At 47.2% G+C, this 12,431-nt stretch carries 13 protein-coding genes; 3 read left to right on the top strand and 10 right to left on the bottom strand.

The features are described from left to right. Position 1 precedes the first annotated feature (1 nt). The 3 genes from XMD530_RS11535 to XMD530_RS09115 all read right to left on the bottom strand — a co-directional run bounded on the left by XMD530_RS11535 (position 2) and on the right by XMD530_RS09115 (position 2,721). Positions 2-1,360: an ATP-binding protein gene (locus tag XMD530_RS11535; RefSeq protein ID WP_173507074.1), complete on the bottom strand. Its 1,359-nt coding sequence runs from the start codon at positions 1,358-1,360 to the stop codon at positions 2-4. 1 nt (position 1,361) lies between these two features. After that, positions 1,362-2,018 (bottom strand): response regulator transcription factor, encoded by a 657-nt coding sequence (locus tag XMD530_RS09120; protein ID WP_173480948.1) that lies wholly within the window; start codon positions 2,016-2,018, stop codon positions 1,362-1,364. Positions 2,019-2,094: 76 nt separating this feature from the next. After that, positions 2,095-2,721 (bottom strand): TetR family transcriptional regulator C-terminal domain-containing protein, encoded by a 627-nt coding sequence (locus XMD530_RS09115; RefSeq protein WP_173482499.1) that lies wholly within the window; start codon positions 2,719-2,721, stop codon positions 2,095-2,097. Positions 2,722-2,843: 122 nt separating this feature from the next. Between XMD530_RS09115 and XMD530_RS09110 the strand changes: the two genes are divergently transcribed. After that, a complete protein-coding gene (locus tag XMD530_RS09110; protein ID WP_173507073.1) occupies positions 2,844-4,673 on the top strand; it encodes an ABC transporter ATP-binding protein in 1,830 nt (609 codons plus the stop codon). Positions 4,674-4,680: 7 nt separating this feature from the next. Here the strand turns inward: XMD530_RS09110 and XMD530_RS09105 are convergent, their stop codons facing one another. The 5 genes from XMD530_RS09105 to XMD530_RS09085 all read right to left on the bottom strand — a co-directional run bounded on the left by XMD530_RS09105 (position 4,681) and on the right by XMD530_RS09085 (position 7,896). Next, on the bottom strand, positions 4,681-5,151 hold the full coding sequence (locus tag XMD530_RS09105; RefSeq protein ID WP_173480945.1) for a YeeE/YedE family protein: 471 nt from the start codon (positions 5,149-5,151) through the stop codon (positions 4,681-4,683). Then, positions 5,151-5,591 carry a YeeE/YedE family protein gene (locus XMD530_RS09100; protein ID WP_173480944.1) on the bottom strand — a complete coding sequence of 147 codons (441 nt, stop codon included), beginning with the start codon at positions 5,589-5,591 and terminating at the stop codon, positions 5,151-5,153. Before XMD530_RS09100 ends, XMD530_RS09105 begins: the two co-directional genes overlap by 1 nt. Before the next feature lie 111 nt (positions 5,592-5,702). Beyond that, entirely contained in the window at positions 5,703-6,317 is a 615-nt protein-coding gene (locus XMD530_RS09095; RefSeq protein ID WP_173507072.1) for a DsbA family protein, read from the bottom strand. Between the two features lie 3 nt (positions 6,318-6,320). Further along, on the bottom strand, positions 6,321-7,298 hold the full coding sequence (locus XMD530_RS09090) for an MDR family oxidoreductase (RefSeq protein WP_173480942.1): 978 nt from the start codon (positions 7,296-7,298) through the stop codon (positions 6,321-6,323). Further along, complete coding sequence (locus XMD530_RS09085) at positions 7,279-7,896, bottom strand: TetR/AcrR family transcriptional regulator (protein WP_173507071.1); 618 nt, start codon at positions 7,894-7,896, stop codon at positions 7,279-7,281. Before XMD530_RS09085 ends, XMD530_RS09090 begins: the two co-directional genes overlap by 20 nt. A gap of 157 nt (positions 7,897-8,053) precedes the next feature. Here XMD530_RS09085 and XMD530_RS09080 point away from each other — a divergent pair, with 157 nt between their 5' ends. Continuing rightward, positions 8,054-8,446, top strand: coding sequence for a hypothetical protein (locus XMD530_RS09080; protein ID WP_173480940.1), 393 nt, complete (start codon positions 8,054-8,056; stop codon positions 8,444-8,446). On the opposite strand, the gene XMD530_RS09075 is transcribed toward XMD530_RS09080, so the two are convergent. Beyond that, positions 8,443-9,840, bottom strand: a complete 1,398-nt coding sequence (locus XMD530_RS09075) for a dihydrolipoyl dehydrogenase (protein WP_173480939.1) — start codon at positions 9,838-9,840, stop codon at positions 8,443-8,445. The genes XMD530_RS09080 and XMD530_RS09075 overlap by 4 nt on opposite strands. Before the next feature lie 87 nt (positions 9,841-9,927). After that, complete coding sequence (locus XMD530_RS09070) at positions 9,928-11,454, bottom strand: FMN-binding glutamate synthase family protein (protein ID WP_173488861.1); 1,527 nt, start codon at positions 11,452-11,454, stop codon at positions 9,928-9,930. A gap of 92 nt (positions 11,455-11,546) precedes the next feature. Here XMD530_RS09070 and XMD530_RS09065 point away from each other — a divergent pair, with 92 nt between their 5' ends. After that, on the top strand, positions 11,547-12,398 hold the full coding sequence (locus XMD530_RS09065; RefSeq protein WP_173488862.1) for a sulfurtransferase: 852 nt from the start codon (positions 11,547-11,549) through the stop codon (positions 12,396-12,398). Positions 12,399-12,431 lie beyond the last annotated feature (33 nt).

The raw sequence follows: 12,431 nt of genomic DNA, 5'->3' as shown, positions 1-12,431 counted from the left end.
GTTATATCTTTACTTTTACTATCAACCGCTTGCCGCGACCTTCTCCAGCGATTTTTAAATCCAGATCGCCATTTAACTGATCAACCATAGCACCGACTATGGCCAAGCCTAAACCACTGCCTGGTTGCGATCGCTGATTACCGCGAACAAATCTCTGCTTCAATCCGTTTAGATCTTCTGGCGCTAAATCGGGTGCCAAATTCTCAACACTAAAGGCACCGTTCGACTCTAATCGAATAATGACGGGGCTCTCATTAGGCGCATACTTCAAGCCGTTTTCGACTAGGTTACTGAGTATGACGGCTAAGGCGTCAGGATCGATATCTAACAGGGGCGGTGATTCGCTGATGATTTCGACTCGATCATTACGAGGGTCTAGCTCGCGAGCAATCATCTTAACGATGAGCTCAAGATTGGTTGGCTCACCCTTGTATAGGGTTACCGATTCGGCACGTGCGAGTTGAAGCAGCTTATCAATCAGACGAGTTAGGCGTGCTAAGCTGGATTGAACAATCTTGAGTCGCTCAACTTGATCCGTCGAACCAAGCTCATCAGAGAGTCTCTGCAGTTGAACGGACGCTACAGCCAGTGGGGTTCTTAACTCATGTGCACTGTTGGCCGCAAACTCACGCTCCGCTACCAGAGCGGTTCTAAGTCGATCAAGTAGGGCATTAGTGGCCCTTTGAACCTCTAAAAAGTCCTGTGGTAGCTCAGCTTGTGCGATTGGCTCTAAATTACTGCCGCTACGTGTCGCCATATTCTCAGCAAACTGTTGAACGGGCACTAAACGTCGTCTCACTGCGATGTAGACCAGCAAAACGCTCAATGGTAGCGCAATGGTAAAGACCAGTAAAAAGAGCAGGGCGGTATCAAATAGGACGCCGTAGCGGTGATCGACGGTCTCCGCGACCTGAAGATGGTAGCGACCATCTAGCGATGAAGCTGTATAAATGCTGAAATTTTTGCCATGGGTAAAGCCTGTCTGCAAACTATCAAGCATTGGCGTCATGGGCGCATTATTCGAACGCACCAGTATTCGCCCCTTAAAGTCACGCAGTTGATACATCAGGTATTCGGGTTGATCGCCCAAAATTCTTGGACCAACGCTTAGATTGAGCGTGCCCAGTAAGCTTAGCTCAGGTCTTAGATCAAGCAGGCCGAATTGGTTAAGTCGGTAGTCGGATATAGCGAGAGGCAAAACACGTTGTGCGGTCTCTTTTAGGCTTTGATCGTAGGTTGAATTGAGCTCCTTAACGAGTACCCATAGCGCGACCACCGTTGCCAATAACCAAACCAGCACCAAGCTCAGTGCAATTTGTACGCCGAGCTGAGCGGCTAAGGTTTTGGGTTTTAGAAACACGCTAGGCCTCTAAACGGTAGCCAAGGCCACGTGCAGTTTTAATCAGCTCTTTACCCAGTTTCTTGCGTAAACGACTGATGTAGACCTCGACGGTATTACTCTCTACCTCATGTCCAAAGGCGTAGAGACGATCTTCGATCTGCTCTTTGCTGACAATGTGTCCGGGTCGTTTAATCAGTGTTTCTAAGATACTCCACTCACGAGCCGTCAGCTCTACATCTTGCTCGTCGACCTGCAGTGAGTGTTTTTGAAGGTCGGCTGTGATTCGACCAAAGGTGACCGCATTGGTCGCTAATCCGGCTCCTCGGCGTGTTACCGCCTGAATTCTGGCATTGACCTCATCCAAATCGTAAGGCTTGATCACATAGTCATCGGCACCGGCATCAAGACCGGCAATTCGATCGCTGATTTGATCACGCGCTGTCAGGATGATGACAGGGGTTGTAAGGCCTGCTTGGCGACGCTTTTTAAGCCATGGGATGGCATCGCCGTCTACCAGCTGTAGATCGAGAAGAACAATATCGTACTCTGTTGTTAGTAGAGCGGTTTCGGCTTGGCGCAAATGATCGAAACCATCAACTGCCATGCCTGAAAGCTCCAGATGCTCTGTTAAAGCGTTAGCTAATGCCAATTCATCTTCGACGAGTAGTACGCGCATGGCCAGCTCCCTGGTAGTGAATGCTCAATTTGGTTATTGGGCCAAAAGAGAATGAAAACAACCTTAACTAAGGCGTTTAGCTGATCTGCATACCTGCAAGAACCAATGCCGTTAGCGTTTTCTCAGCCTGATCATAGACCTCTAAATTGAGTCGTCTTTGCCCCAGAGCGGCCTTCACTTGAAGTTCGTAATCGGCGTAGTGTTGGGTAGATGCCCAGATGATAAAGAGTAGATGCTCTGCAGAGAGGTCAGGATTAACCTTGCCTGTTGATTGCCACTGTTTGATGATGTCACAACGGCCGGTAAACCACTCATGGTACTGCTTACCGAAGCGTTTTTTCATATGCGGTGCGCCGTTGATCACTTCCGCTGCAAAGATACGCGAAGCTTCTGGGTTTTCGCGTGAAAAGGTGATCTTTTTAGAGATATATTCCGTGATGAAGGCTTTAGGATCATCTTCGGCGACCAGTAGATCGAGGGATCCATCCCAAAGTGAAAGAATGTGTGTTAACACCTCTTGGTAGAGAGCCTCTTTAGAGCCAAAGTAGTAGTGTACATTGGGCTTTGGAAGCTCGGCTCTATCCGCTATGGATTGAACGGTGGTGCCTGAAAATCCTTTTTGGGCAAATTCACGTACCGCAGCGTTAATAATGAGTTGGCGGTTACGTTGACGAATGGCGCCGGTGTTTGAATCTTGGTTCATAGTAGATCTCTACTGAAGGGTATAAATACCACCCGTTTGATGGGCTGTTCTGTTACTCTAACGACTTGATCTTGTGGGTCAAGTTTTTACCGATCTCAATCTGTTAGCTTAAGGTTTTTACTGTGTTTCGACTCTTTGAGCGTTTTACTCAGCCCTACCCAGAACAGGGTGAATTACAGCCCCCTTCAACGCTGTTTGCGTTCATGCGTTTTTATACCAAAGGGTTTGAGATTCCGCTGTTAATCCTGTCGTTAAGTACCGCTTCCATTGCGATTCTAGAGGCGGTTCTATTCAGTTTTATGGGTGATTTGGTTGACTGGATTTCGACCATGACACCAGCTGAGTTGCTCTCTGAAAAGAGCTCAGAACTCTGGATGATGGCAGCTGTGCTATTGATCCTGTTCCCGTTGCTAACGCTAATCCACTCTTTGGTGATGCACCAATCCCTGTTGGGTAATTATCCAATGGCGATTCGCTGGCTGTCTCACCGATACCTGCTTAAACAGAGTGTCAGCTTCTATCAGAATGACTTTGCGGGTCGTATAGCGACCAAAGTGATGCAGACAGCGCTCTCCGTTAGGGAAGCAGTGATGAAACTCTTGGATGTGATGGTCTATGTGCTGGTCTACTTTATCAGTATGTTGGTGCTGGTGGCTCAATCAGACTGGCGCCTAATGATTCCCATGCTGGTTTGGTTGATCTGCTACATCGGCATTCAACTCTTTTTTATTCCTAAGTTAAAGCGGGTTGCGACTGAGCAGGCCGATGCTCGTTCAGTGATGACAGGCCGTATTGTCGACAGCTACACCAACATAAGCACGGTAAAGCTGTTTGCCCACACTCAGCGTGAGTCAGATTATGCCAAAGAGAGCATGGATGGCTTCCTAAAAACGGTCTACAGCCAAATGCGCTTAGGGACCGGGTTTAACGTGCTGGTTAACCTCATCAATTACCTTCTGACCTTTAGTGTTGCCGGCGTTTCCATTTATCTCTGGTCAGACTCAATTGTTACAGTGGGTGCGATAGCGATCGCGGTGAGTCTCTCTCTGCGATTAAGTGGCATCTCTCACTGGATTATGTGGGAGATCAGCATGCTGTTTGAGAATATCGGAAGCTCAGTTGACGGCATGAGAACGCTCTCTAAACCGATCGATATCATTGACAAGCCTGACGCGTCTGAATTGGCGCTCGTGAATGGCGAGATTGAGTTTGATGCGATTCAGTTCAACTATGATGTCGAAAAGCCTGTGCTGAATAAATTGAGCTTACACATCAATCCGGGAGAGAAAGTCGGTATTGTGGGGCGCTCAGGTGTCGGTAAATCAACGCTGGTTAATCTCCTGTTGAGGTTTTACGACCTGCATTCTGGTCAGATTAAAATTGACGGTGTCGACATTACCGATGTGACGCAAGACTCGCTTCGAGCGCAGATTGGCATGGTCACTCAAGATACATCTCTACTGCACCGAACGATTCGCGAGAACATTCTCTATGGACGCCCTGATGCCAGTGAGGAGGAGCTGTTGAAAGCCTTAAAGCAGGCTCAAGCGGATCTGTTCATTAATGACCTAACAGACCCTGAGGGTAATCGTGGTTTGGATGCGCAAGTGGGTGAACGTGGCGTCAAACTGTCCGGCGGGCAGCGTCAGCGCATCGCCATCGCGCGTGTGCTGCTTAAAGATGCGCCTATTTTGGTCCTAGACGAAGCAACGTCCGCCTTGGACTCTGAAGTGGAGGCCGCTATTCAAGAGAGTCTTTACCAATTGATGCAAGGTAAGACCGTCATCGCCATTGCGCACCGTCTATCAACCATTGCAGCAATGGATCGACTGATTGTGATCGATGAAGGGCAAATTGTGGAGCAGGGGACACACCAAGAGCTACTCAATTCCGGTGGGATCTATGCGCAACTCTGGGCCCATCAAACCGGCGGTTTCCTGGGTTTAGAGTAAATATCTACTACTCAATACAGGATTGAGCTTGTCGCTCTTGCTCAGACAGGTGTGATTCTCGTTTGCGCATCCACAGGCGTGTTAACAGTGTGCCGATAACGTAAGCTGTTAACACGATCAAAATATCACTGTTAACAAAGCTGACCGCGGTGATCATTGGGCCTGGGCAGTAGCCAGCGATTCCCCAACCCACGCCAAACAGAGCCGCGCCAAGTATCAGGCGGCGATCAATCTGTTCCTTAAGTGGTGTTCTGAATAGTGTGTCGCAGACCGGTTTATTTCGCTTTAGAATCAAGGGTGTAGCCACTATGTTTACAGCTAAGGCTCCTGCCATGACAAAGGCTAATGAGGGGTCCCATTGCCCTGTAACGTCAAGAAAGTTGACCACCTTGGCGGGATCGATCATCTGGGCTACAGAGAGACCAAGACCAAATAGGGTGCCTGATATCAAAGCGACTAGTAAGGATTTAATGTTCATTAAGCGCCCCCTACAAGATGGCGAACAATGAACACTGTTATCATCGCTGTCAGCATAAAGATCAGCGTTGCTACAAGAGATCTAAAGCTTCTACGAGCCAAACCACATATGCCATGGCCGCTGGTACAGCCAGTGCCAAGTGCTGAGCCGATGCCGACCAAAAGACCGGCAAGGATCAAACCCACTTTTCCAGTAACGGGCTGAATGCTCTCTACACCAGGTGAGATGCCAAATAATTGGTAAAGCACACCGCCTACAACTAAGCCGACTAAAAATAGAATACGCCATGGGATATCACCTTTTTCGGGAAGAATAACACCACCGGCTATCCCTGAAATACCCGCTATCCTCCCTTTAAAAAGCAGAAGAACGGCAGCCGACAGGCCAATTAAGGCACCACCAAGGAGTGCACTGTAAGGTGTGAAATTAATAATTTCCATGGGTAATAAAAGAGTCTGAAATTTCGCGATCGATAATGCTAATGGAGATGAGTCGTTTTAGCTAGAAGTTTGGTAGATTAAAGGGTTAGAGTCTTAGATGATATTGAACGCTTAGTGCGTCTCTCGGAAACGCTTCTCGATTTTATCGAGGGTTGAATAACCTAAGGCTAGGGGTGTTATCGATTCATTGTTGACCAAAAGTAGGGCAGGAAAACCTTGAACGCCTAGGGATTTGCAAAACTCTAGTTCACTGTTCAATTTTGAGTCTATCAGTTCACTGCTTAGCAGTTCAGCAAACTGAATTTCATCAAGCCCAATCGACGCGGCGCACTCAATCAGGATGTTTGTATCAGATGGATTTTTAGCCTCTAGGTAGTAAGCCTGCTGAATGGCTTTGCTCATTAGTTGTCGACCCTGTGGATGAAGTTCACCGGCTGCTATGACGGCTCGACAACTAGGGTAGGTTGATCGTCTTGGTGTATTGCGAGTCCAAAAATCGTAGTTGAAGCGAGTACCTGTTTGAGACTCAATCCGTTGCCAGGTCGATGCGATCGCCTCACGCATCGATTGCGGCATAGGCTCATCAGAGTCTGGTGCCAGACCACCCATCACCCAAAGTACGTCGAGATCGGGATGCTGTTGCAGCCAGTTATCTAACGTCTTTGAAAAGGCCCAGCACCAGGAGCACATCGGGTCCATAACATAGATGAGTGATCTGTTTTCCATGTTTTAAATCTTCACTGCAACGCGGCCACGCACTTTACCTTCCAGTAGAGCAGCCCCTGTTTCGATGACCTGATCTAGAGTGATCTCGTTGGTCATGGTGTTAAGATCATCTTGATTGATAATCTCTGCAAGAGCCGCCCAAGCGAATTCACGTTGAGCGATAGGTTGCATCACACTGTCGACACCCAAAAGCGATACCCCGCGCAAGATGAACGGAGCAACGGTCATTTTCAGATCCATGCCCTGTGCCAGGCCACAGGCAGCCACAGCGCCACCCCACTGGGTTTGAGCACAGGCATTCGCCAAAGTATGACTACCCACGCTATCGATAACCGCTGCCCAGCGTTCAGCTTGCAGAGGTTTGCCCGGCTCAGAGAGCTCGGCACGATCAATAATTTCAGATGCGCCCAATGATTTAAGATACTCAGCCTCTTCAGGGCGTCCTGTTGATGCACAGGTGGTGTACCCAAGTTGTTTCAAAATGCGAAGCGCAAAGCTACCGACACCGCCATTGGCACCCGTCACCAGCACCGTACCCGACTCGGGTGTAATACCTGCTGATTGAATCGCTTGTACACAGAGCATTGCAGTGTAACCTGCCGTGCCAATGGCCATTGTTTGGGCTGCGCTGAGTGCTTCAGGTTTCTTGATTAGCCAATCGGCTTTCACTCGCGCTTTCTCTGCTAGACCACCCCAGTGGGTTTCGCCAACACCCCAGCCATTCAAAATGACTTGATCGCCGGCTTGGAAACGACTGTTTGTGCTTTCGATAACGGTGCCTGCAAAATCAATTCCGGCAACCATTGGAAAGCGGCGGACTACAGGCGCTTTACCCGTAATGGCTAAACCATCTTTATAGTTAAGGGTTGAGTACTCAACTTGCACCAGAACATCACCCTCTGGAAGCTGCGCTTCATCTACCTCAGAGAGTTTGCAGGTGTAACCAGCTGTTTCGTCTTTGTTAATGAGAATGGCTTTCATCGAATGGATACTCCTCTAGAAAGGTTCGACTGGATATAAATTGATTAAAAAACAGGTAGAGCGGGGTGGCTGACTGCTGAAGTTTTGCTCGCAACACAGCACCTTCCCAACCGATCCAAAACGCTTGAGCGAGTTGAGAAGAATCGGCACTTCGAACAACTTGTCCCGCTTGTTTACCTAGCTCAAATAGATCACTTGTTAAATCAGCCCATTGATTAAAAATCGATTCAATCGCATTACGAAAATCATTATCCAACGCGCTAATCTCTTGCCCTAAATTGCCAATCAAACAGCCGCGTTGAAAGTTGTACTTCTGCATTCCATTAGCGGCGGAGGTAACAAAGGCTTTTAATCGCTCAATAGGGGATAGATCGGCATTTAGAAACTGCTTATTCAGTTGATGCTTAAAGAATTCGTTGTAACTTTTGATTACCGCTAACCCAAAGCCAGTTTTAGAACCAAAGTGGTGATAGAAAGAGCCCTTTGGTACCCCGGACTGTTTAAGTAACTTGTCGAGCGGCGTTGAGGCAAAACCCTGTGAGGTCATTAACTCGGTGCCTATTCGTAACAGCTTCTCTTTAGCGCTTAAGTCATTCATAGCAAAGTGTATAGCCAATTTTTAGCCATACTAGACCGAACGGTCTAGAGCGTCAATCAGTTCTAGTCCTCTTTAAATAATTAAAGTTGGCACGCTGATTGCTAGTTGATGGGTTGTATAGATCAACAGAGATATTGGACGAATTTAAGGGTGCATTATGAATAGACAAATCTGTGAGTCGCTAACGGATCAAGCGGTTTTTAATGTTGATAGCTTAACTAACAGCCAATGTAACCTGAACGATGTATGGATCACGGAGCAGATCGATGAAGATGGTAAAGATATCCTGACGACTATATCTTCATGGGTGAATGGCGAGGGAGCGAAATTCGCACTTCAGATCAATTTTCGTTTTGATCCAAACTGCCCCGGTAAAATATGGGCCGACTACCGCTCACAGCCATCGATTATGAATGGGCACATTCTTGATGAATATGGCTTTAAACTACCGACTTACAAGTACCGCCGCTTAAGCTGGGATCTGTTGATGCAGATAGATACCCAAACCTTAGAGGAGAGGGTATCTGAACTGCATAGAACAACCCATTAATCCAAAATGCTTAATTTTTGCTCGGCTATGCTCTTGTTAGGATTTAATTGATGAGTGAGTGAGTCGATACAGGCTGATAGAGCCTCTTCGACCACAGGATGGTATGTCGGCATTTTGGATAGCTGCATTGCTGTCTGTTTTTGCTCAATCGCCCAGGCCATTAAATGGGCCAGATGCTCACCATCAACCGAGACAATCTCGGCCCCTCTAATAGTCCCTGTCTCTCTATCTGCGATTATCTTTATACCGCCAACAGTGGCGTGTTTAACCTTTGCTCGCCCGTTAGCTGTCAGTTTAACGAGAGAAGAGAGAGTCGTTTCATCCTCGACTAAATTGCCGACACGTGCAATGTTTGGCTGTGTAAAGACAATGCCAAGCGCTGTTTTGCGTTTAAACCTTTTAGCGGTTGTTTGATTAGCGTTATAGCCTGCAATCAGACCTTCATCAGCAGCTTCATGCATAACCGCGCGTTCTGAGGTTGCATCACCTGCAATATAAAGTGATGTACCCTCGACGCCCATTGTCTGCTCATTAAAGCTCACCTGTCCATCTAAGATAGCTGCTCCCGCTGCTTCAAGGTTCATTTTCAAACTGTTTGAGCGTCGACCCAGTGCGAGCAAGACCGCATCAAACGACTCTTCAATGCCGTTGCATATAACATTGACACCGCCAGAATCATTTTGATTAAGGGTCACGGGCTCCCCAAGGTGGATTGGGAAATACGTGGATAGTGATTCTAGTGCATCCTCGAGTAGTTCATTATCTTGAATTCCGGCAACCGTTTGAGCTTGATCAAAACCTGCAACACGAACACCCAATTGACTTAAAGCTTGACCCATTTCTAGGCCTATAGCACCCATCCCTATGATGGCAATTGATGAGGGGAGTTTCTCGATCTCAAAAAAAGTGTCTGTCGTGTATAGGTTAGCAAAGTCCTGCCAAGGTTTAGGTATAACAGGGGATGACCCAGTAGCGACGATAGCATTATTAAACGTGATATCTTGGCCGTTAGCCCTAAGGCTATTTTTACCTGTGAATTCAGCATAACCACGGATTAAATGGTTATCATCCATTCTCTCAGTGGTGCGTCCGCGTACACCATTTGTGAACATGTCGCGCATCTTCCTAAGGTGCGTCATTACAGCGACAGGATCCAACTCAAGATGCGAGCTGCCTAAAATACCTTGGCTTTCAAACTGATCTCTACTACTGAATAACTCAGCGGTTTTTAACAGTACTTTCGAAGGCATGCAGCCAACGCGAGCGCAAGTGGTTCCATCTTCACCACCCTGAATCAACAGCCAGGAACGACCGCTCTTTTTGACTTCTGAAAGAGCGTATAAACCAGCCGTTCCAGCACCAATGATGACGGTATCGACTTTGCGATTCGACATAAAAATCCCTTTAATTGATTAATATTAGATAATTCTAATGTGTATCAAGGATTAGATGTATGATCAAAATCAATATCAGGTCAAAAACTATCGATACACTTCATCCATTGGCTTAGCGTGTTGATTAGAGGTGTAGATCAGAGCATTTTTTCGGCTCAGTTTAGAGGGGGAAGAGACCCCACAGCTCTTAGCGATGGTCTCAAGCTCTTTGTGCATCTCTTTAGCATAAGCAGCAACACGAACTGATTTGTTGACGGGATCTAGACCCGCTTGAAGTCGCTTATCATGCGTCGTGATTCCGGTTGGACAGGAGTTTTTATGACACTGCAAAGCTTGTATACATCCCAACGAGAACATGAAGCCTCGGGCTGTTGTGACAGCATCTGCACCGGCACAAAGGGCCCAAGCTACATCAACAGGAGTAATCAACTTGCCTGAGGCGACCAATTTTATCCGTTCTTTTAGGTTTAACTCAGTCAGAATGTTAGAGACTAAGGGGAGTGATTCTTGCAAGTTCATACCCGCGGCATCGATAAGAGACATGGGCGCTGCCCCTGTACCGCCGTTACCCCCATCTAGAGTGATAAAATCAGGGGCATAGGCGTTAATCACATCATCAAACGCGCTTTGCTTTGATTGGCTATCAGCTATATCTGCGGCAGCCGCCGAAGCTCTACTCGTTAAGGCGGTAAGCATCTCCCTGAACTCTGAAATATTACCCACACAGAGTTTGATACCTACAGGTTTTTCGGTCACTAATCTGACGTGCCTTATGAAATTGTAAAGGTCGTCATAACTCTGAATTTCTTGATGGGTAGGAGGCGAAATGCTGGCTTTACCCTCAGGAATGCCTCGCTGTGCAGCAATCTCTGCAGTCACTTTGTCAGCCGGCAGTATGCCGCCTTTGCCGGGCTTGGCGCCCTGAGAGAGCTTAATCTCAAACATTTTCACATTTGAGTTTTCTGCAACCACCTTCAGCTTCTCTTCACTTAATGAGCCATCTGAGTTACGTACGCCATACTTTGCGGTACCAATTTGGTAGACCACATCCGCTCCACCTTGAAGATGCTCTGTGGAAGCTCCTCCTTCACCCGTGTTAATCCAGATACCGGCTTCACGTGCGCCTGCAACGAGCGCTTTGACAGCGGGTTTTGAAATAGCACCAAAGCTCATACCTGAAATATGAAACACCTTGTCTGTGGCGTAGGGGTTGGGACAGTAGGGGCCAAATACCTGTTGTTGAGGCTCTTCATTGCCCGTGTAGGGAAAGACCGAGTTCGCAAAGAGAACATCCCCTTCATGTTGAAGGCGCGTAGAACCAAAGGCTTGAAGAGTAGATTCCTGCTTAGCCGCCTGATAAACCCAAGTTCTATCGGCACGGTTAAAGGGCATCTCCTCACGATCTTGAGCAAAGAAATACTGCCTGAAAAAGACGCCCATCTCCTCAAACATGTAACGTAGTCGCCCAACAACGGGGTAGTTACGACGAATGGTGTGGTCAACCTGATGACGATCACTGACATAAAGCAAGATAAGGCCAGAGACAAAAATCAGAAGGATAACGCCCGGTAGATAGCTCAGAATGAAATCAAAAAAACCAGTTATAATACCCATATACACCTCAATCTATTTGCTTTAACTTAACACGAAGAGATTAATCAAATGTTAAATTTCTTATCCATTTATCATAGAGCAGGGAACAGAAAGTGACTAACCCTTTGACGACGTTAATGAGTACGAGAGAGTTGATTTCATTGGATTGTGAAACGGTTATTTTTGATTGCCGTTTTGATCTGATGACTCCAGAAACAGGGCAGCAAGAGTACGATGAAGGGCATATTGAAGATGCTATTTACGTTAACTTAGATGAGGTTATGTCCTCTCCAATCACATCCACAAGCGGAAGACACCCATTGCCATCAAAGGAGTCGTTCGCACAGTTTCTAAGGTCCTGCGGTGTTTCTGAGAATACACAGCTGGTTGCCTATGATAATTCGGCTGGTCTGTTTGCGGCTCGTTTCTGGTGGATGTGTCGATGGATAGGCCATGAATCAGTGGCTATTCTTGAGGGTGGCATTAACGCTTGGAAACAGCAGGGCGGAAAGGTCACAACAGAAGCGCCTAATATAAATCAAAAGGGTGATTTGACGGTTAAGGAGAGTTTGGAATCCGTTGTTGATGTTGATGATGTTATTAAGGCTTCTAAACTGAAGGATCGTATTATTGCGGATGTACGTGCAGCCGAGCGCTTCAGAGGTGAGGTAGAACCCATTGATCCGGTCGCAGGGCATGTTCCAAACGCAAAGAACATTCCACTGTCTGATAACTACGACGCTGAAGGACAATTTCTATCTGCAGACCAACTACAACAGATCTATCGCCACAAGCTGGGTGACTATAAAGCGCAGGACCCAATCCTGATGTGTGGTTCTGGTGTAACCGCTTGTTTAAGTCGTTTCTGCATTGAGTTGGCGGGATTGCCACCAGTCAGTGTCTACCCAGGATCCTGGTCTGAGTGGATTAGAGATCCCAATAGGGGTGTTGAAACTGGGAACTAAACAGTCAGGGCAGGGTGTCAGGCCAAAAGCCTT

This window comes from Marinobacterium sp. xm-d-530, from assembly GCF_013283365.1.
GTDB lineage: Bacteria > Pseudomonadota > Gammaproteobacteria > Pseudomonadales > Balneatricaceae > Marinobacterium_E.
The sequence above is the reverse complement of the archived record's forward strand: the minus strand, read 5'-3'. Positions and strand labels throughout refer to the sequence as shown.